The organism is Telluria sp. AIW5 (assembly GCF_056680575.1).
Genome location: NZ_CM155289.1, coordinates 3,705,885 through 3,724,907 on the forward strand (window position 1 = coordinate 3,705,885; position 19,023 = coordinate 3,724,907).

Genomic DNA, 19,023 nt, shown 5'->3' on the forward strand with positions numbered 1-19,023 from the left:
GTGTTAGCGATCTCCCCGACGCCACAGGCGGCTGGCGTCAGACGCGCCACGCTGGCCGGCGGCATTCGAATAGATTTGATCGACATCAAAGCTTTTTCAGGTAAAGGCTTCCATCCTGATGTGGAACAGAGCCTCGTCTCGCAAAGGCTTGCAGGAGGGAAGATGTTCCGGGCAATACTTGTCGCCAGCGACGGTTCCTGGCTGGCCGAGCGTGCCGCACGTGTCGCCGTTGCGCTGGCGCAGAGCAACGCCGGCCGGCTCGTGGCGTTGTCGGTCGCGCACCCGGCTGTTGCCAGGCCGGGCGGCATGGAGACGAAAGCCGATCTCGATGCGGTCTTTGCATGCGCGCACCGGGACGCGATCGATCACGCCGCCCGGGTGGCGGGATTCGCCCATGAAGCAGGCGTGCCCTGCCAGGCGGTCACCGCGGTCTCGGCGTTCCCGGGCGACGAAATCATCCACGCCGCGGAGCAGAATGCCTGCGACCTGATCGTCCTCGGTGCGCACGGCGGACGCATCGTCCCGCCGGTGCTGACAGGAGGCGTCGCCCAGCAGGTGCTCGCTTATTCACCCGTCCCGGTCCTGGTGCTGCGCGAGGCTGCCTGCCCGGATAACGTGCTGTGACCTGATCACGGTCCTCATCTTGCAAGGAGCTGCCATGAAATGGATAATTGGCGCCTGCTGCACGTGACGTTTGGCTACACCATGGCGGGCCTGGTCGCGTTTCGACTGGCTTGGGGCCTAATCGGTACACGCTATGCCCGGTTTGCGAACTTCGTACGAGGTCCCAGGGAAGTGATGCATTACTTCAGTACAGTTTTTCACCGCGGCCCAGACGATTATATTGGCCACAATCCTGCGGGGGCGGTGACGATCATTGCCTTCTTGCTCCTGACTGTTATCGTTGCCGCCTCCGGTTGGGCGACCTATTATGAGCTTGGAGGCGATACGATAGAAGAACTGCACGAGACCTTTGCGAACCTGATGCTGGCGGTGATTGGCGTGCATGTGGCCGGCGTGTTGGTCAGCAGTTGGCTTCACCGGGAAAACCTGATCAGGGCAATGATCAGCGGACGCAAGATCGGGCGGTCGCAAGATGGCATACGTAGCGCATGGCGTAGCGTGGCTGCTGTGGTGCTAGTGTGCGTTCTACTTTTTTGGTGGTTTCAACTGCATACGCTGCAGGAAGGTATGGCCGTTACGCCTGAGCCAACAGCGACCGCCACCGGTCATGGCGATAATGGGTAACAAAACGCATTATTGGCCATCCCTGCGATTCGAGGCTGGCTGACCACGGAGGCGGAACGAGGCCGCAAGACCGGAAAGGCCGGGATATGAGTGACATTTCGTCCCACCGTCACGATGGACACGATCACCGCCACGATCATGAAACTGTCGACTGGTCACGCCACGGGACTGGAGTTGAAAACAAGCCGTTCACGGATCCGGTGTGCGGGATGAAAGTCGTCAGCGATCCCGCTAAGGAAATCTGGTACGAGGGCGAAGATTACCATTTCTGCAGTACGAATTGCATCGACAAGTTCCGTCTGTCGCCGCAGCAGTACATTGGGCGGGCCCGGGCTAGCCCTGCATCTCCGGCGGAGGCACGGGAGGGCACTATCTACACCTGTCCGATGCATCCGGACATCCGGCAGCCACAACCCGGGGACTGTCCGATCTGCGGCATGACGCTTGAACCGGTGCTGCCATCGCTGGATGAGGAGGAGAATCCGGAACTCGTCGATTTCAAGCACCGCTTCTGGTGGACGCTGCCGCTGACCGTCATCGTCACGGTGCTCGCGATGGCCGGACATCGTATCTTCCAGGCTGGTCTGCCCGGGCAAAGCTGGATCGAACTCGCGCTGAGTACCCCGGTTGTGTTGTGGGCCGGATGGCCATTCTTCGTGCGAGGCGCGCAATCCGTCAGGAATCGAAAGCCCAATATGTGGACGCTGATCGGATTGGGCGTCGCCGCGGCCTACGGCTACAGTGTCGTCGCGACCGTCGCACCGGGACTGTTTCCACGAACCTTTCTGATGCATGGACGGATCGGCGTGTACTTCGAAGCGGCCGCCGTCATCATATCGCTGACCTTGCTGGGTCAGATACTGGAACTGCGCGCGCGCGCCCAGACCTCCGCGGCGATAAAGTCGCTGCTCGGCCTGGCGCCGAAGACGGCGCGGCGCGTCAATCCAGGTGGGACGGAAGAGGACGTGCCCTTGACCCACGTGCACGTAGGCGACGCCCTCCGGGTACGTCCCGGCGAAAAAGTGCCAGTCGACGGTGTGGTCCTGGAAGGCGAAAGTGCGGTCGATGAATCAATGCTGACCGGCGAGCCCGTGCCCGTCACGAAGCGCCCTGGCGACAAGGTGATCGGGGCCACGATCAATGCCAGTGGCAGCCTGATTGTGCGCTCGGAAAAGGTCGGGGCGCAGACGATGCTGTCGCAGATCGTGCAAATGGTCGCGCAGGCACAGCGGTCGCGTGCGCCGATGCAGCGGCTGGCCGACGTGGTCGCCGGTTACTTCGTGACGGTCGTGGTGGCGATCGCGCTGCTGACCCTGGTAGGTTGGGGAATGTTCGGGCCCCAACCCAGCTGGGTGTACGGCTTCGTCAACGCCGTTTCGGTGTTGATCATTGCGTGCCCGTGCGCGCTGGGACTGGCGACGCCGATGTCCATCATGGCTGCGACCGGGCGTGGCGCTATGCAAGGTATCCTGTTTCGGGATGCGGGAGCAATCGAAAGCATGCGCAAGATCGACACGCTCATCGTCGACAAGACCGGTACCCTCACGGAAGGCAAGCCCGCGTTTCAGGCAGCTGCGGCGGTGCCCGGTGGAAGCGAACATGAGGTGCTGCGGATTGCCGCCAGCATCGACCAGGGCAGCGAGCATCCGCTGGCCCATGCGATCGTCGCTGAAGCGCGTAGCCGCGGTTTGGTGCTGTCCAGGCCCGACACTTTCGAATCCGCCAGTGGCATCGGCGTCCGCGGCACCGTCGATGGCAAACGGATCGCACTGGGCAATACCACCCTCATGGATATGGAACAGGTGGATTGGCAAGCGCTGGCGGGGCAGGCAGAGGCCTGGCGCCTCGAGGGTTCCAGCGTGATGTATCTTGCGACAGACCAGCAGCTGCAAGGCCTGGTTGCGGTCTCTGACCGGGTCAAGGCGACTACACCGGAAGCGCTGGCAACGCCGAAGGAAGCCGGCATTACGGTCGTGATGGCGACGGGCGACGGCATCACGACCGCAAAGTCGATCGCCGGGAAGCTCGGTATTCCGGAGGTGCATGGCGAAGTCACGCCGCGGGACAAGCTGGCGCTGGTCGAACACAAACAGGCCGAGGGCAGGACGGTCGCCATGGCCGGCGACGGTATCAACGACTCTCCCGCACTGGCCAAAGCCGACGTCGGTATCGCGATGGGGACAGGAACCGATGTCGCCATCAACTCGGCGCACATTACCCTGGTCAAGGGCGACCTGCGCGGCATCGCGCGGGCGCGCTCGCTGTCGCTGGAGACGGTGCGCAACATGCGCCAGAACCTGGCGTTCGCGTTTGTCTACAACGCCCTCGGCATTCCGCTGGCTGCCGGCCTGTTGTACCCCTTCACCGGAAGGCTGCTGTCGCCGATGATCGCGGCGCTGGCAATGAGCCTGAGTTCAGTCTCTGTCATTACCAATGCGCTCAGGCTGCGCGGCACCGCGAAGTAACTTGCGGTGAGCCCCCGATGCAACCGGAAAGACGTCCGGGACCCAGCAGCCGCGGAGGTCGAAAGCGCCAGCCAGGCTGTGCGTGCCGGACGGGGCGGTGAAAATGCATGTGCGAGATCGCGCTATGTACCTGCGCAAAGAAAGCACCGATCGCAAAGGCCCATAATGCAATGACACCCAAGGCATGAACAGAGTCGCGCAAGGGACGCAGTTCGGATGTCTGCAGCGGGGGGAAGTCGATCCCGTGAAAGAGTGCGTTCATGAAGCCCATGAACTGTGCTCGCCACAGGACCTCGACCAACGTCGCCGATGCTGAAATTGGCCGCCGTGTCTCAGCTTACATTGCGCCAGATCCCTGCCGGAACAACGCCGCCCGTCGTCCTGAACTTTCATGTGGCCACAGTGCTGATCCTGCAGCTGGACTGTCGAAAGACGACATGTGCAGGCCGGCGTTTCCGCCGATCGTGTGCAGAGCGCGCAGCAGACGTCCTGGATCCATTAGATTGTCATGGATGAGCTGCCAGAGGGCCTTATGGTGTATTTGCCCCAACGATACTGGCATTTCGGATCGTGATGGTACGAGAGCGTTCGCGGGTAACGCTCGAACATGCAAGCGAGCGGAACGTGCATGCCAAGTCACTAGAGCACCTCCGCGCAGAGCAAGCCGCCGTTCAGGAAGCGGCAGGGGAGTTGCGTGGCGAACTTAGCGCCGTTCAAAACGCGCTGACGACGCTCACTCAGGAGCGTGACTTCGCGCGAGAAGAGACCCAGACGATGCGCCTACAACGCGACAACGCAATCGCAACATCAACCGCACAAAGCGCGAGGGTCGAACAACTTAACGATGAGATAGATCGCATGCGCGAGAGGGAAGAGACGAATCGTCCCCACAAAACACGCGCATCAGGCGTCAAAGAGTTTGTAGTGGTCTAATGTCTCCGGACACCTCGATAGGTGGATAATTCACCTTCGAAGGAGTTTACATGACCAGGCAACGCCGCAATTTTGACCCCAGCTTTAAGCTCGAGGTCGTCCGTATGATCAAAGAACAAGGCCTTAGCATCTCGCATGTCAGCCAGACGATGGATATCGGTGTGACCGCAATCCGTCGTTGGATGGAGCAGTACGAGGCCGAGCAACAAGGCCAGCCAGGCATCGGCAAACCGCTGACGGCTGAGCAGCAGCGTATTCGGCAACTGGAGCAGGAAAACCGCCAGCTTCGTAGTGATGTAGACGTATTAAAAAAGGCATCGGCCTTCTTTGCCCGCGAGCTCAAGTGAGCTATCGGCTCATTGACGAGCTGCAAATGAAGGCCGTACCTGTCGCACAAACCTGCCGCCTGCTGGGCGTGAGCCGGGCCGGATTTTACGAAGCCAAGCGTCGTGCAGCCACGCCGACTTTTTGCAAAGCGAGCGTGCATCTGCGTGCCGCGTTCATGAGCAGCGGCCAGAGTTACGGCAGCCGTCGCCTGGTTACGGCACTGGCCAATAGCGGCCTTCAGGTAGGCCGTTACAAGGTGCGCCGCCTGATGCAACAGGCCAGCCTGAAACCAGTCTGGAAACGCAAATTCGTGCACACGACCGACAGCAAGCATGCACTGCCGATTGCACCAAACGTACTCGCCCGGCAGTTCAATCCAGCAGCGCCCAACTTGGCTTATGCGTCGGATATCACGTATATCCGGACCGGCGCCGGCTGGCTGTATCTGGCTGTCGTGCTCGACCTATTCTCGCGCAGAGTCGTGGGCTGGGCAATGGCGCCGAGCATGCCAGCCACCTTGGTCTGCGATGCCTTGCGCATGGCAATCCAGGCGCGCCGGCCAGCCGCCGGACTGGTTGTTCATTCCGACCGCGGCAGTCAATATGCAAGCGACCAGTACCAGGCCTTGCTGGCCGAACACGGCTTCGTCTGCAGCATGAGCCGCAAAGGGAACTGCTGGGATAACGCAGTTGCTGAACGCTTCTTCCTGAACCTGAAAATGGAGCGCGTCTGGCAGCGCAGTTACGAGAACCACGCCGAAGCCAAGCTTGATGTGGCCAATTACATCGCCGGCTTCTACAACTGCGAGCGCCTGCATTCTGTATTGGGCAATCTGCCGCCCAGCGTCTATGAACGCACCATGGCAGCAAAAGAACCTATCGTCGTGTCCGAAATTACTTGACCACTACAGTTCACGAAGTCGCCCCGGAAAACACGTCTAACCCTACCGCGGGGTGGGGGGCAAAATAACCGTATGTGGCTTAACCACGCCCTCAGTACAGATCCATTCTTGACGGTGTTTCCTTCCCATGGCAACTGCAGGCACGGCTTGGTCCAGCAGGGGAAGAGAGCCCGCGCGCGACAACACATGGAGCGAGCGTTGGCGCCAATACTTTAGGAGTAACGCAGACGCGTCGAATGTCTCCCCAGGGAGGTGGCTGTAGCGCGATACACCTAAATAGACACGAAAAAAATGCAATAAACGCGTACATCTACACATACCCCGTAATCGCAAAAAGCTTCGATCCGTGAAAACAGGTAGCTATCAGGTGAAAAAAGAGGGTATTTTTAGAGGTGAGCGTTTAAGTAATTCATAGTTCGACATCGTAAGTGCGCCATGCTACCAACTCGACATTAGGTTTTATATTGTCGAGTTCGGTATTCCCACAGGTTTTCCCGTGTCAGAGCAGTAACCCGCTGTTGGGCAATGATGTATCTGAATCGCAAGCGACGCCAGTAATTTAGGTGCCGGCGTCCATCGGGTAGCGTCGCTTCGAGCTAATCGAAATCCTTTTCGAACGCGATGGCCCAGGATCCCTGCGCTGCAATCCTACGCTTGCTCATGGCAGCCGATTTGAATAAGCAAGTTAGTCCGGCTTCGGCAATGTGGAACACGACCAGTACGAAGACAGCTGCCGCCATGGCAGGCCCTAACGATTTCCGCTATCGCAGTTTCGCCTGTGCCCAATGCAGATAGGCGCGCAGAGCCGGTGACGCCTCTAGCGATAACTTAAAATCTGCTCGCAACATTCCGGGACTTCAAAATTTCGTGTTCCCAAAGGTAGACTTTTGTAAGGCGAAAGCTTGCCGGAACCTTGTCCAGCTCGTTCGTTCCAAAGGATGGTTCCAGCGCCTGTTGCCGTTCCTCACGGCAGAACGAGGTAAACTATCGAGGCATCGAATCGTGTCTCGTCTGTCCGCGGCTCAAGATCTAAGCCTCACCAGACTAGTGGCAAACAGACCGAGCCCAACAAGACAGCGTGAGCGGTGATTGCGCGCTGTCCAGCCAGCGGCAGAATGATGTGAGTGTTCTGGAAGCGACAGAATAATGTGAATATGTCGTCAGCCCACGTCCCAAGGCCCAGGAAGAAGCGACAGAACCATGTGAGTGTGTTCGAATTCGGGTTGTTTCGACATAAGAGGAAGGTTTGGGTAGCGACAGAATAGCGTGAGAATTGCGTAGCCGCCCCCGAGCTCGCGACAGAATGATGTGAGTAAGTCGAATTTTTTTCCGTGCGTGCAAGGAATCACAACATGCTGTCGCTACGAGTGGGACCATTCTGTCGGTCGACTACATTTACTTCGCCGAACGGTCGACTACGACGGCAGGGGTAGGATCGACCGGCTCGATGGAAAGCGTATTTGACATAATATAGATTATGCGTAGTTCGGTGCCGAGGTGCGTATGTTGCAATTCCTCACGAGCTCCGCGCTCTGCCACGATGAAATCGACAGATCCTCACTTATTTCGCCCGCCGCTTCACCGCATATCCATACTGCACCGGCCAGCTCGGCTCTTCCTCGAACGCATGCTGGGCTTTCAGCGCCCAGTACGGTTCGCGCAGCAGTTCGCGCCCCACCAGCACCAGGTCGGCGTCGCCGCCGGTGACGATGTCGTCGGCCTCCTTCGCATCCGTGATCAGTCCGACGGCGGCGGTAAGGATGTCGGCGTCGTCGCGGATGCGGCGGCTGCACGGCACCTGGTAACGCTTGGCCACGGGAATGCGCGCGGTCGGGAGATTGCCGCCGGTCGACACGTCGATCAGGTCGACGCCCAGGCCCTTGAGGCGCCGCGCCAGTTCCACCGACTGCTCGATGTCCCAGCCGCCGGCGGCCCAGTCGGTGGCGGAAATGCGCACGAACAGCGGCCGCTCGGCGGGAACCGCGGCGCGCACCCGTTCGGCCACGCGCAGCACGAGACGCATCCGGTTTTCCAGGCTGCCGCCGTACCCGTCATCGCGCTGGTTACTGTGCGGCGACAGGAACTGGTGCAGCAGGTAGCCGTGCGCGGCGCGGATTTCCAGCACCTTGAATCCGGCTGCCAGGGCGCGCCGCGCGGCCGCCTCGAAGGCGTCGACGATGCCGTCGATGCCGGCTTCGTCGAGCGCGACGGGCGCCGGATCGCCCGGATGGAACGGGATCGAACTCGGCGCCACCACCGGCCAACCGCCCTCTTCAAGCGTTTTCAGGGTCGCGCCGCCCGTCCAGGGCGCGGCCGTGCTCGCCTTGCGTCCGGCGTGCGCCAGCTGGATGCCCGCAATGGCGCCCTGGCTGTCCACGAAACGGGCGATGCGCGCCAGGGGTTCGATGTGGTCGTCGCTCCAGATGCCCAGGTCGCCCGGGGTAATGCGGCCGTCCCGGGTGACGCCGGTCGCCTCGACGATCACGAGCCCGGTTCCGCCCACCGCACGGCTGCCCAGGTGCACCAGGTGCCAGTCGTTGGCCATGCCTTCCTCGGCCGAGTACTGGCACATCGGCGCCATGGCGATGCGGTTGCGCAGGGTCAGGCTGCGCAGGGTTAGCGGGCTGAGCAGGTCGACTTCCGGCACTTCCTGGTCGTGGGCGGCGCCGGCCATCGCGCCGTGTGGGCTCGGCTGGGATGCCTGGGCGGCCGGCCCCGTGGGTTGGGTATTATCCGGGTTCATTGCTTGTCTCCGGCTGAAAACGGGAAGCTAATTTAGACAGGAACCGGGTGCATAAGCTCCCGGTTCGTGCCATCCACAGCGCTTCAGCGCCAGCCGTCCTGCGGCCCGGACCTCAGTCTTTTTTGCCAGGTGCCCATACAGGGTCGGCCAGAACGGGGCCGGGAAGCTGGTCGCGCCCTTTTCCTGGAGGCCTTGTTCGAATGTCGCCATGTGTCCGGAGTTGTTACCGTTTAATTTATCGTCCAGGTGTTGGGCGTGCGTCGGTTAGTTACCTTCTTATGATAAGGTGCAGCTTCCCAATTCGATGCGCCCTGCCATGCACACCCTGACTTCGTGGGATGCCGACCCGATCCGGGCATTCAAGGAACTCGTGTCCACCACGGCCTTCGCCGAGACCGGCCGGCGCCTGCGCGCCGACGGTACCCTCAGGGTCTTGTCCGCCGAATCGGCAAAGATCTATGTTTTCATGTTCGCGAACGTGGCGGGCTGGATGCTCGAGCAAGGACTCAGCTTTTCAACGGTAACGCAGGCCGACCTGGCACGCTTCATCGAGCGCACGGTGAACGGCAAGCGCGTCCTGAACAGCAAGATCGCCTACCGTTACCTGCGCCTGCTGGAGCGCTGCTACGAGCACCTTGAAGTAAGGCCCAATCCGGCGCAAGGCGCCATCCTCGGCATCGACCGCGCCCACATGACGAAAGACGAGGCCGGGCGGGTGCTGTCCGAGGAGCAGCTGGAGCGCTTCTTCGCGGCGCTGCCCGCGGACGCACCACGGCGCCGGCGCAACACCCCTTTCGATGGCTGGAAACGCCGGCGCGACCGGGCCATGCAGGTCGTCATCGCGCTGGCCGGGCTGCGGGTGTCCGAAGCGGTCGGCTTGCTCATTGCGGAAGTCGGGCGCCAGGTCGCGCTCGACGGATCGATCGAGCTGACGATCACCCCCGACGAGAAGCACGACACCAGCCACGAACATACGGTCACCCTCCCCCGCGAAGGTGCCGATGAGCTGCTGCCATGGCTGCAGGAGCGGGAAGCGATGGCGATCCCGGGCCAGTTCGTCTTCCCGGCCAACCTGACCGGCGCCAGGATGACGAGGAAAACCGTCTACGTGCAGATGCGGGCGACTTTCGAACGTGCCGGAATGGACCTGGCGCGCTCCGGCGGGCGCACCTTGCGCAATACCTTCGCCAGGCGCCAGCTCGACAGTGGCACAAGCCCCGACGAGCTCAAGGACGCGCTCGGCCTGGCGCTCGAACGTTCCGCCGCCGACTACAATCTCACCCGCGTGAAACCCGATCCGCTGAGCTGAAACTGTTCGTCGTTTCCGAATCACCGCGGGTGTCGGCAGCTGTCGACGCGCTACGTGAATGGCTGTTCGTCCAAGTGCCTTGCACCCGGCCCGGCGTGGTATACACTCAGACCGGCACCGCAGCCCGACCCCGATGTTTACCAGCAATGCGTCCCTTGCCGGGCGCCCGATTTTCCATCGGGCGGCGTCGCTGCGCGGCGCACGAAACGCACGCCAGGTCCTGGCCGCAGCGCCCCAGCGGCGGAGTGCAGAGCAAACATTCCGGGCTGCCGGGCCTGGCAGCGCGACATCGGCCAGGGCAGGCCGTGGAGTACCCGTTTGACGCAGATCAACCGGCGCCAGGCCGCGAAACGCAGACTAAGCGGTGCAAGGCCGCCACGTGGATTTTGTAAGGCGCGAAGGCCGGACAATTCAAGGAGTGATCATGTACAAGCAGATTCTGTTGCCCACCGACGGGTCCGAACTGTCCGAGCGTGCCGTACTCGCCGGGGTGAGCTTTGCGAAGGAAGTCGGCGCATCGGTGGTCGGCGTCACGGTCCTGCCGGACTTCCGCACCTTCACCGCCGACGCCGAGCTGCTTGAAGCGACCGAGGACGAGTACTTGGCCAGCAGCGAACAGCGCGGCGCCAGAATCCTGTCGACGGTGACGAATGCGGCAAACGCCGTGGGCGTGCCCTGCGCGACGCTGCTGCCGCGCTCCGACCAGCCCTACGAAGCGATCATCCGCAGCGCGCGCGAACGCCAGTGCGACCTGATCGTGATGGCCTCGCACGGCCGTCATGGGGTGGCGGGGATGCTGCTGGGAAGCCAAACGCAGAAAGTGCTGGTACACAGCAGCATTCCGGTGCTGGTGTACCGGTAGGAATGCCGCGCGCCGTACGGCGCTATCCGGCAGGCCGTGCGGCGTGCCGGATGGAACTCAAATCCAGTAGATGAAGGCCGCCAGGCCGACGATCAGGGCCACCTTGGTCGCCTTGTAGGCCGTCTTGTTCCAGGCCTTGTAGCGGCGGCGGTACTGGCCCATCACGTGCGAAATCTTGAACAGCTTGCTCACCAGGCCGGTCTGGTCGCCGGTTTCGTTGGGCGAGCTGGCGGCCGTCATCATCGTGCGGCCCAGCCAGCGGTTGATCGCCGCCATCCAGCGGTAACGCATCGGGCGCTCGACGTCGCAGAACAGGATGATGCGGTCGCTGTCGCTGCCGTTGATCGCCCAGTGGATATAGGTTTCGTCGAAGATCACGCCCTCGCCGTCGCGCCAGCTGTGGCGCTCGCCGTCGACTTCGATGAAGCAGCGGTCGTCGTTCGGCGTGGCCAGGCCCAGGTGGTAGCGCATCGAGCCGGCGAACGGGTCGCGGTGCGGGTTGAGCTTGGCGCCGGGCGGCAGTTCGGCGAACATGGCCGCTTTCACCGTCGGGATAGCCTGCAGCATGGCGTAGGTTTGCGGGCACAGGCGCTGCGCCGACGGGTGGCTGGCGTCGTACCACTTCAGGTAAAAGCGCTTCCAGCCAGTCTTGAAGAAGGAATTGAAGCCGGCGTCGTCATTCTGCTCGGCTGCCTTGATCTTTTTCAGCGCCAGCATGTTTTCCGCTTCGGCGCGGATGATTTGCCAGTTCGCCTGCAGCGGCGCCAGTTCGGCAAAATCGCGCACGGGAATGTATGGCGTGCTCGGCACCTTCGAGAACAGGTGCATGAAGACATTGATGGGCGCCATGAACGACGAATGGTCGAACAGCTGCCGTCCAAACGGCAGGCGTACCCTGCCGCGGAAGTGGATATGAAGAACTGCGAGGAAATAAAACCCGACCAACGCCCACTTCATCTTGCCCCCATCCGGCTTGTGCGACCGGCATCAATTTAAACAGGGCGCAAGAATAGCATATCCACCGGGCGCCCGTCGGAGGCCCGGTGAAACCGGCATCGCTTGTCGCGTGCATGCCGAAGCGTGCACGCCAAGGTGATTCGTCGACAGCAAACAGCGCTGTGCGGCGGCTGTCGAGACTGCGGAATTAATGGAGCGCCGTCATGGCGTAGCCCTTTTCGGCGAGCTGGCCACTCAGGTTGTCGATCGCATAGTCGGGCAACTGATCGGCGTTATCGTCGATCTCGAAGGCGCGGGCCTCCACTTCCCAATCGGTATTGGTTGCTTCTTCAGGGATGTTGCGAGTTTCCGGCACGGCCAAGTAGGAGAACTTGCCGTCGCTTTCGGCTCTGCGGTAGATGTCCAGGCGCATAATCGTTTCCTTACAATGAAAGCGCGCTTTCGGATGAAAGCGTAGGACTCCACAGTAGGCGATCGGCAACGGGGCGTCTGTTAATTGCCCCACACTCTACCGGACCAGGCCGTGCAGGAACTTATCTTCCCGGAGACAGGCCGAGCACGCGCGCCGGCAGCAGCAGCACCGCGCGCAGCAGGCTGAACACGGCGTCGACGCCGATCCCCAGCAGCCTCAGCGGCAGCAGGAGCAGCCAGACGACCGGATACAGCACCAGGGCCAGCAGCGCGAGCGGCCAGCAGAAGAACAGAAGTAGCAGCCACAGCAGGAAACCGAACATCGTGCGCTCCAGGTGAAGGTGTGGAGCGAGTGTAGGGCGTGCCGGGCGCCTGCGCGCGCCGAATGCGACGAATGGCAGCCTGGCGCGGCCGACCTGCAGAAAACGGCGACGAACCAGCCTCGGGGCGAGGCTGGTTCCGGGGCGTCAGCCGGGGCGGCTGCGCGCAAGGCGTGGCTTATGCGAACTCGACGGCGCGCAGCGCGACCGGCGCCACAACGTCCGCTGCGTCGCCGGCCAGGGTCGCCCGGATCGATGCCTGCAGGCTCGGGATCGATGCCCCGGCCCGGTACTGGAAAGCCACCTCGACCACGTCGCCCGCGATCACGTCGAGGGCTTTGGCCAGCGGCAGCGTCAGGTAATGATTCAGCCAGTCGATCGTCGTGCCCCGCTCCTGCACGATGGACAGCACGTTCTTGGTGACGAAACGCAGGGCATTGAGCGAGCCGTCCTGCTCTACCGCGAAGCTGCCGCGCCAGGCGATCAGGCTGTCGACCGGTTCGGCGAAGTCGAGCACGCTGTACACCGCGGGCTGGGCCAGCTCGACCGTGCCGGGATAGGCGACGCTCGTGTCCTGGAACTGGACGATCGGCGCGTAGTAACCGTGGAAGCCATAGTCCTGCTGCAAGGGCTGCACGGCCATCACGACCGCCTCCGGCATGAAGATCGGCAGCGGGCCGCCGAACCGTGCGAGGTAGCGCTGCTTGAAGGCTTCGATCACGGCCACCTGCTTTTCGCGCAGCATGGCGACGTGGATCATTTCGCAGATCACGACGTCGACCGGCTCCGGCGGCAGGTAGTCGAAGGCATCGGCGTGGATCACCTCGACCTTGTGGCCGTTCGGGTTCAGCGCCAGGAAGCGGCGCGCTTCGAGCACCAGGTCCGGATTGAATTCCACGCAGTACACCTTGTCGGCCTGCTGGGCCGCGAAATACGAGAGCACTCCCGTACCGCCGCCGAGCTCCAGCACTTTCATGCCGGGGCGCACGGCGTGGCAAATCGCGGCCTGGAAGGCATTCATGCGGTTCTGGTCCATCAGCATGTTGTGGTGATAATGGACCGGGATGAATTGCCCGAGGTAGCAGCTTTCGATTTCGCGTTCGTTCAGCATGGAAGATCCCCTTTGGCGACGCGGCGTTTCCGTGTCGCAATAATCGTTTCGATGACGAGATTATCCGACGCCGGGCAGGCGATCGATGCAAAGAGGAAAGACGGGATTACCCGCCAGTTCGGGCGACGCCCTGCACGCCGGCGCTCAGCGGCCGCCGCGCTTCAGGGCGTCGGCCACGCGCGTCTTGCCGGCGCGCTCGGCGAGCTGGACGGCGGTCAGGCCCTCGGTATTCTTGCGCATGCGGTCGGCGCCATGGGCGATCAGGACCAGGGCGGTGTCGTCGTGGCCTTCGCGCGCGGCCATCATCATCGGCGTGTAGCCGCCGCTGCTTGGCGGGGACACCGCATCCACCCTGGCCCCACGCGAGAGGAGGAGGCGCACGATCTCGTCGTCGCCGGCCGCCGCGGCGTAGTGCAAAGCCGTCCAGCCCGGCTGGTTGACTTTCGCCCCCTTGGCGAGCAAGGCCTCGACCGCCGGACGGTTGCGCTTGAAGGCGGCCATCATCAGGGCCGTATTGCCGTTGGCCGCCCTGGCTTCCAGGTTGGTGCCGGGATGGGCGAGGAAGGCTTTGAACACTTCCATCGCATCTTCGCGCAGCGCCAGCACCAGGCCGGTGTCGCCGCCGATGGGATTGGGCTGGTTGGCATTCACGACGCTCCCCAGCATGGCATTCACCGTTTTTGCATCGTCCAGCTGCACCGCCCGGAAGAATTTCGTCAGTGCGGCTTCGTCGGGCGCTGCGGGAGCCGACGGTGCCGCCACGGACAGGCCGCAAGCCAGGCCGAGGCCGAGGACGAGGCTTTTGAGGACGAGGCGGCGCGGTGGATGCATGTCAGGCCTTTGCGTGCTGGAACAGGTTGAAGAAACTCCCGGTCGTACGGTCCGCCACTTCGCGCAGCGGCACCTCCTTCAGGGTGGCGATGTACTCCGCCACGTGGGCCACATAGCCGGGCTCGTTCATCTTGCCGCGGAAAGGCACGGGCGCCAGGTAGGGCGAATCGGTTTCGATCAGGATGCGATCGAGCGGCACCGCGCGCGCCACCGCCTGCAGGTCTTTCGCGCTCTTGAACGTCACGATGCCGGAAAACGAGATATAGAAACCCATCTCGATGGCGGCTTGCGCCACCTCGAGCGACTCGGTAAAGCAATGCATCACGCCGCCCACGCCACCGTCCTGCGTGCCAGCGCCCTCTTCCTTCATGATGCGGATCGTGTCGGCGCTGGCGGAACGGGTATGGATGATCAGCGGCTTGCGCGTTGCGCGCGAGGCGCGGATATGGGTGCGGAAGCGCTCGCGCTGCCATTCGAGGTCGCCCTCGAGGCGGTAATAATCGAGGCCGGTCTCGCCGATCGCGATGATCTTCGGATGCTGAGCCAGTTCGACCAGCTGCTCGACCGTTGGTTCCGGCGTGTCTTCATAATCCGGATGCACGCCGACCGAGGCGTAAATGTGCGGATATTGCTCGGCCAGGGCGAGCACCGAGGGAAAGTCCGGCAGGTCGACCGAGACGCACAGGGCGTGGGTGACGCGGTTCTCGGCCATTTTGGCGAGGACTTCGGGCATCCGGGCGGCGAGCTCGGGGAAATTGATGTGGCAGTGGGAATCGATGTACATCCCGATATTGTACGGGGTGCCGGCAAGTCGCGTCACGCGCGGCGATGTCGATCCGGGATGGACGGGGCCCTCGACGACTGACGGCTGTGCTACGACGCGTGGACTCGGGAGTCCACCCTACGTATACCGCCTGGCGCGCTCATCCACCGAGGTCAAATCAGCTGGGAACCGTAGGGTGGACTCCTGAGTCCACGCGTTCCAACGCCCGATCAATCGACGACGCGCTTGCCCAGGATAATCAAATCGCGCTCGATCCCATCCAGGTTCGCCACCCGCGGGAAATTCGCCCAGGTCTCGAACCCGAACTTGCGGAACAAGGCCAGGCTCGGCACGTTGTGCCCAAAAATAAACCCGAGCAAGGTATGCACCTTGATCTTCGGCGCAAACGCAATCGCCTGCTCCAGGCAATACCGTCCGAGCCCGCGCCCGCGCCATTCCTCGGCGATGTAGATCGACAATTCCGCCGTGCCCGAGTACGCCGGCCGCCCATAGAAGTTCGAATACGACATCCAGCCGATGACCGTCGGATCGTCGGACACATCGTTCGCATCGTGGATGACCCACAGCGGCCGCCGCTCGGGCGTGTGCTCGTTGAACCAGGCTTCGCGCGAGGCGACGCTCACGGGTTCGGTGTCGGCGGTGACTTCACGCGAGGCGATGGTGGAGTTATAGATGTCGACGATGACAGGTAAATCATCGCGGCGGGCAAGACGGTGGACGTAGGACGGCATTGGAGCGGAAAAATGAGCTAAAAAAGAGAGCTTACAGGGTATGCGTGGCGCGCGACGAGCGCAGCGCCGCGCCCAGGATTTCTTCGATGCGGGCCTTGGCGCGCTGGCCGGTTTCGTCGGGCGGAAAGTGCACGCCGATGCCTTGCGCCTTGCTGTTGTTGGCGCCGGCCGGCGTGATCCAGGCGACCTTGCCCGCGATCGGGTATTTGTTAACGTCGTCCATCAACGACAGGATCAGGTAGACCTCGTCGCCCATTTTGTACGCTTTATTGGTCGGCACGAACATGCCGCCGTTTTTCAGGAAAGGCATGTAGGCGGCGTACAGGGCCGCCTTTTCCTTGATAGCAAGCGACAGGACCGACGGCCGCGGCACGAGTGGTGCGTTCGGGTCGGTGGTATTGCCGGTCATGTCGGTCCTTTCAGGCTCAGTTCAAACCTTGGTGCAGCACGCTGTATAGTCCAGCAACATGTCCTCGATAAACAGCTTCGCCGACAGCGGATGGTCGGCCACGGCGCGGCGTTCGTTCGCGGACTTGATTGCACGTAACAGGTTCGCAGTGTGCACGTTGCCGGCCAAGGCTGCAAGTTCCTTCTGGTAGCGCGGATAGTAGCGCACGCTACCGGACAGCTTGCTCGAGAGCAGGTCGTACAGCCAGCGCTGCTGCCAGGAGACCAGCGATCCCAAAGGCGTCTTGCTCAGTTTATCGGCCTGGCGCAAGGCCGACTCGACATTGGGCCGGGCCAGGAAGCCGAGCAGTGCGTCGAGTTCCTCGCGGCTGCCGCTGGCGGAGCGGGCCAAAGCGGCGAGCGGCGCCCCGCCCTCCTCGCGCAGCCAGCTGTCGGCGTCCGGCACGCCCTGCTCCTTGAGCCAGGCCAGCGCCGCGGCATGGTCCGGCATCGGCAGCGCGAACTTGCGGCAACGCGACAGGATCGTCGGCAGCAGGCGGTCCAGCCCGTTCGAGGCGAGCAGGAACACGGTGCCCGGCGGCGGCTCTTCCAGCGTTTTCAGCAGTGCATTCGAGGCCGGCATGTTGAGCGCCTCGGCCGGATACAGCACGACCACGCGCAAGCCCTGGCGGTGGGTCGAGATGTTCATGAAGTCGGACAGGTTGCGGATCTGCTCGATCTTGATCTCTTTCGAGGGCGCCTTGGCCGACTTCGATTTCTTCTCGCCCTCGCTGCCCTCTACCCCGTCGCCTTCGGACGAGGGCTCGTCTTCCAGCGCTTCCGGGCGCACCCGGCGATAGTCCGGGTGGTTGTGCTGGACGAACCAGCCGCAGGAGGCGCAGCTGCCGCAGGCCTGGCCGTCGGGCTGGACGTTTTCGCACAGCAGCGACTGGGCAAAGGCTTCGATGAAGCCGGCCTTGCCGATGCCGGCCGGGCCGTGGAAGAGGATTGCGTGCGGCAGGCGCCCGCGCATGGCCTGGAGCTGGGTCCAGGCGGTTTGCTGCCAAGGGAAGATCATCACAACAGTCTCTCCAGCGCCTCACTGATCTTCACCTGCGTCTCCGCGATGCTGCGCGTCGAATCGATGACGACGAAGCGGCCCGGGAACTGCGCTGCCCGGCGCAGGTATTCCGCGCGGCAGCGGGCGAAGAATTCGCCCTGCTCGCGCTCGAACTTGTCGAGGGTGCGCGTCGCATCCAGCCGCTCGCGCGCCACTTCCAGGGGCACGTCGAACAACAGGGTCATGTCCGGCTGCAGTTGCGGATGGACCCAGGCTTCGAGCGCTTCCATTTTAGTGCGGTCCATGCCGCGCCCGCCGCTCTGGTAGGCGAAGCTGGCATCCGTAAACCGGTCGGACAACACCCAGGAACCGGCATCCAGGGCCGGTTCGATCACCTGCGCCATGTGCTCGCGGCGGCTGGCGAACATCAGCAGGGCTTCGGTTTCCAGATGCATCTTTTCGTGCAAGAGCAGCTCGCGCAGCTTCTCGCCCAAGGGCGTGCCGCCTGGCTCGCGCGAGGTCACGACGGTCTTGCCGCGTGACTCGAGGAAATCCGTGACAAAGCCGATATGGGTCGACTTGCCGGCGCCGTCGATGCCTTCGACGGTGAGGAACTTTCCGCGAGCGGTCATGGCTTGGCCGCGCCGCGCTGGTACTGGTTCACCGCGCGGTTGTGCTCGTTCAAGTCGTTCGAAAAATGGCTGGTGCCGTCGTTGCGCGAAACGAAATACAGCGCTTCGGTCTTCGCCGGCGCCAGTGCGGCGCTGAGCGATTGCACGCCCGGCAGCGAAATCGGCGTCGGCGGCAGGCCATAGCGGGTATAGGTGTTGTACGGCGTGTCGGTCAGCAAGTCTTTCTTGGCGATCTTGCCCTCGTAGCGCGCGCCCATGCCGTAGATCACGCTCGGGTCCGTCTGCAGCATCATGCCGGTACGCAAGCGGTTGACGAAGACGCCGGCAATCATCGAGCGCTCGCTCTTCTGGCCGGTTTCCTTCTCGACGATCGAGGCCATGATCAGCGCTTCGTAGGGCGTTTTATACGGCAGGTTTTCCGCGCGTTTTTCCCAGGCGGCGTTCAGGCGGCTCAGCAGCATCTGGTGCGCCTGCTTGTAGATCTGCAAGTCGCTTGCTCCTTTCGCGAACAAATACGTGTCCGGGAAGAACAGGCCTTCAGGCTGCTTGTATTCGGTCGACACCTTGGCCATCAGTTCGGCGTCGGTCAGCGTCGCCGTTTCGTGGCGCAAGGTCTTGGTGGCGGCGATCGCGTCGCGCATCTGGCGGAAGGTCCAGCCTTCGATGATGGTGACCGCTTCCTGGGCGAATTCGCCGCGCACGAGCTGGCTCAGCAGGCGCCGCGGCGAGGTGTTCGGTTTCAGCTCATAGCTGCCGGCCTTGATGCGCCCGCTGTGTCCGGTGACGCGCGCCAGGATCTGGAACAGCGTCGGATTGACGGGTACGCCCGCCTTGACCATCTGCTGGGCGGCCGCGCCGACCCCGCTACCCGGGGTGATCGTGAATTCGATGGGCGGCTCGGCCGAGGTCAGCGGCTGCTTCGACCACCAGCTGAAGCCGCCGACGGCGACGATGGAAACGATCACCGCGGTAACGATAGTTTTTTTTATAAATGCCATTTGATTTGGGGTT

At 62.6% G+C, this 19,023-nt stretch carries 19 protein-coding genes; 7 read left to right on the forward strand and 12 right to left on the reverse strand.

The window, feature by feature from the left end:
- The first annotated feature begins 162 nt into the window (after positions 1-162).
- From AC1MEM_RS16410 to AC1MEM_RS16430, 5 genes are all read left to right on the forward strand, one after another.
- Positions 163-624, forward strand: coding sequence for a universal stress protein (locus AC1MEM_RS16410; protein WP_499472216.1), 462 nt, complete (start codon positions 163-165; stop codon positions 622-624).
- A 39-nt stretch (positions 625-663) separates the two neighbouring features.
- A complete protein-coding gene (locus AC1MEM_RS16415) occupies positions 664-1,248 on the forward strand; it encodes a cytochrome b/b6 domain-containing protein (protein ID WP_499472218.1) in 585 nt (194 codons plus the stop codon).
- An 86-nt stretch (positions 1,249-1,334) separates the two neighbouring features.
- Entirely contained in the window at positions 1,335-3,713 is a 2,379-nt protein-coding gene (locus tag AC1MEM_RS16420) for a heavy metal translocating P-type ATPase (protein WP_499472220.1), read from the forward strand.
- Between the two features lie 624 nt (positions 3,714-4,337).
- Positions 4,338-4,646, forward strand: coding sequence for a hypothetical protein (locus tag AC1MEM_RS16425; RefSeq protein WP_499472222.1), 309 nt, complete (start codon positions 4,338-4,340; stop codon positions 4,644-4,646).
- 50 nt (positions 4,647-4,696) lie between these two features.
- Positions 4,697-5,874, forward strand: a protein-coding gene (locus AC1MEM_RS16430; RefSeq protein ID WP_499471930.1) for an IS3 family transposase whose coding sequence is annotated in 2 segments (ribosomal slippage) — positions 4,697-4,964 and positions 4,964-5,874 — 1,179 coding nt in all. Because the reading frame shifts where the segments join, the coding sequence is not laid out codon by codon here.
- 1,561 nt (positions 5,875-7,435) lie between these two features.
- Here AC1MEM_RS16430 and AC1MEM_RS16435 read toward each other — a convergent pair.
- A complete protein-coding gene (locus tag AC1MEM_RS16435) occupies positions 7,436-8,617 on the reverse strand; it encodes an NADH:flavin oxidoreductase/NADH oxidase (protein WP_499472224.1) in 1,182 nt (393 codons plus the stop codon).
- A gap of 316 nt (positions 8,618-8,933) precedes the next feature.
- Between AC1MEM_RS16435 and AC1MEM_RS16440 the strand changes: the two genes are divergently transcribed.
- On the forward strand, positions 8,934-9,926 hold the full coding sequence (locus tag AC1MEM_RS16440; RefSeq protein WP_499472226.1) for a site-specific integrase: 993 nt from the start codon (positions 8,934-8,936) through the stop codon (positions 9,924-9,926).
- A gap of 424 nt (positions 9,927-10,350) precedes the next feature.
- A complete protein-coding gene (locus tag AC1MEM_RS16445) occupies positions 10,351-10,788 on the forward strand; it encodes a universal stress protein (RefSeq protein WP_499472228.1) in 438 nt (145 codons plus the stop codon).
- 57 nt (positions 10,789-10,845) lie between these two features.
- Here AC1MEM_RS16445 and lpxO read toward each other — a convergent pair whose 3' ends face one another.
- The 11 genes from lpxO to mltG form a co-directional block, all read right to left on the reverse strand.
- Entirely contained in the window at positions 10,846-11,745 is a 900-nt protein-coding gene (gene lpxO / locus AC1MEM_RS16450) for a lipid A hydroxylase LpxO (RefSeq protein WP_499472230.1), read from the reverse strand.
- A gap of 187 nt (positions 11,746-11,932) precedes the next feature.
- A complete protein-coding gene (locus tag AC1MEM_RS16455; protein ID WP_499472232.1) occupies positions 11,933-12,157 on the reverse strand; it encodes a DUF6139 family protein in 225 nt (74 codons plus the stop codon).
- A gap of 121 nt (positions 12,158-12,278) precedes the next feature.
- Positions 12,279-12,479, reverse strand: coding sequence for a hypothetical protein (locus tag AC1MEM_RS16460; RefSeq protein ID WP_499472234.1), 201 nt, complete (start codon positions 12,477-12,479; stop codon positions 12,279-12,281).
- A gap of 175 nt (positions 12,480-12,654) precedes the next feature.
- Positions 12,655-13,587: a class I SAM-dependent methyltransferase gene (locus AC1MEM_RS16465; protein WP_499472236.1), complete on the reverse strand. Its 933-nt coding sequence runs from the start codon at positions 13,585-13,587 to the stop codon at positions 12,655-12,657.
- Between the two features lie 144 nt (positions 13,588-13,731).
- Positions 13,732-14,418, reverse strand: coding sequence for an ankyrin repeat domain-containing protein (locus AC1MEM_RS16470; protein ID WP_499472238.1), 687 nt, complete (start codon positions 14,416-14,418; stop codon positions 13,732-13,734).
- 1 nt (position 14,419) lies between these two features.
- On the reverse strand, positions 14,420-15,202 hold the full coding sequence (locus AC1MEM_RS16475) for a TatD family hydrolase (protein WP_499472239.1): 783 nt from the start codon (positions 15,200-15,202) through the stop codon (positions 14,420-14,422).
- Positions 15,203-15,411: 209 nt separating this feature from the next.
- Positions 15,412-15,933 carry a GNAT family N-acetyltransferase gene (locus AC1MEM_RS16480; protein ID WP_499472241.1) on the reverse strand — a complete coding sequence of 174 codons (522 nt, stop codon included), beginning with the start codon at positions 15,931-15,933 and terminating at the stop codon, positions 15,412-15,414.
- A 31-nt stretch (positions 15,934-15,964) separates the two neighbouring features.
- Positions 15,965-16,342 (reverse strand): PilZ domain-containing protein, encoded by a 378-nt coding sequence (locus tag AC1MEM_RS16485; protein ID WP_499472243.1) that lies wholly within the window; start codon positions 16,340-16,342, stop codon positions 15,965-15,967.
- Between the two features lie 21 nt (positions 16,343-16,363).
- A complete protein-coding gene (locus tag AC1MEM_RS16490) occupies positions 16,364-17,398 on the reverse strand; it encodes a DNA polymerase III subunit delta' (RefSeq protein WP_499477668.1) in 1,035 nt (344 codons plus the stop codon).
- Entirely contained in the window at positions 17,398-18,012 is a 615-nt protein-coding gene (gene tmk / locus AC1MEM_RS16495) for a dTMP kinase (protein WP_499472245.1), read from the reverse strand. The genes AC1MEM_RS16490 and tmk overlap by 1 nt, the downstream gene beginning before the upstream one ends.
- Positions 18,009-19,010 (reverse strand): endolytic transglycosylase MltG, encoded by a 1,002-nt coding sequence (gene mltG, locus AC1MEM_RS16500; protein WP_499472247.1) that lies wholly within the window; start codon positions 19,008-19,010, stop codon positions 18,009-18,011. The genes tmk and mltG overlap by 4 nt, the downstream gene beginning before the upstream one ends.
- Positions 19,011-19,023 lie beyond the last annotated feature (13 nt).

What these genes read in the sequence shown, in the direction of transcription:
- AC1MEM_RS16410 (WP_499472216.1), top strand. Translation starts at nt 163, where the DNA reads ATGTTCCGGGCAATACTTGTCGCCAGCGACGGTTCCTGGCTGGCCGAG.
- AC1MEM_RS16415 (WP_499472218.1), top strand. Translation starts at nt 664, where the DNA reads ATGGATAATTGGCGCCTGCTGCACGTGACGTTTGGCTACACCATGGCG.
- AC1MEM_RS16420 (WP_499472220.1), top strand. Translation starts at nt 1,335, where the DNA reads ATGAGTGACATTTCGTCCCACCGTCACGATGGACACGATCACCGCCAC.
- AC1MEM_RS16435 (WP_499472224.1), bottom strand. Translation starts at nt 8,617, where the DNA reads ATGAACCCGGATAATACCCAACCCACGGGGCCGGCCGCCCAGGCATCC.
- AC1MEM_RS16440 (WP_499472226.1), top strand. Translation starts at nt 8,934, where the DNA reads ATGCACACCCTGACTTCGTGGGATGCCGACCCGATCCGGGCATTCAAG.
- AC1MEM_RS16445 (WP_499472228.1), top strand. Translation starts at nt 10,351, where the DNA reads ATGTACAAGCAGATTCTGTTGCCCACCGACGGGTCCGAACTGTCCGAG.
- lpxO (WP_499472230.1), bottom strand. Translation starts at nt 11,745, where the DNA reads ATGAAGTGGGCGTTGGTCGGGTTTTATTTCCTCGCAGTTCTTCATATC.
- AC1MEM_RS16455 (WP_499472232.1), bottom strand. Translation starts at nt 12,157, where the DNA reads ATGCGCCTGGACATCTACCGCAGAGCCGAAAGCGACGGCAAGTTCTCC.
- AC1MEM_RS16460 (WP_499472234.1), bottom strand. Translation starts at nt 12,479, where the DNA reads ATGTTCGGTTTCCTGCTGTGGCTGCTACTTCTGTTCTTCTGCTGGCCG.
- AC1MEM_RS16465 (WP_499472236.1), bottom strand. Translation starts at nt 13,587, where the DNA reads ATGCTGAACGAACGCGAAATCGAAAGCTGCTACCTCGGGCAATTCATC.
- AC1MEM_RS16470 (WP_499472238.1), bottom strand. Translation starts at nt 14,418, where the DNA reads ATGCATCCACCGCGCCGCCTCGTCCTCAAAAGCCTCGTCCTCGGCCTC.
- AC1MEM_RS16475 (WP_499472239.1), bottom strand. Translation starts at nt 15,202, where the DNA reads ATGTACATCGATTCCCACTGCCACATCAATTTCCCCGAGCTCGCCGCC.
- AC1MEM_RS16480 (WP_499472241.1), bottom strand. Translation starts at nt 15,933, where the DNA reads ATGCCGTCCTACGTCCACCGTCTTGCCCGCCGCGATGATTTACCTGTC.
- AC1MEM_RS16485 (WP_499472243.1), bottom strand. Translation starts at nt 16,342, where the DNA reads ATGACCGGCAATACCACCGACCCGAACGCACCACTCGTGCCGCGGCCG.
- AC1MEM_RS16490 (WP_499477668.1), bottom strand. Translation starts at nt 17,398, where the DNA reads ATGATCTTCCCTTGGCAGCAAACCGCCTGGACCCAGCTCCAGGCCATG.
- tmk (WP_499472245.1), bottom strand. Translation starts at nt 18,012, where the DNA reads ATGACCGCTCGCGGAAAGTTCCTCACCGTCGAAGGCATCGACGGCGCC.
- mltG (WP_499472247.1), bottom strand. Translation starts at nt 19,010, where the DNA reads ATGGCATTTATAAAAAAAACTATCGTTACCGCGGTGATCGTTTCCATC.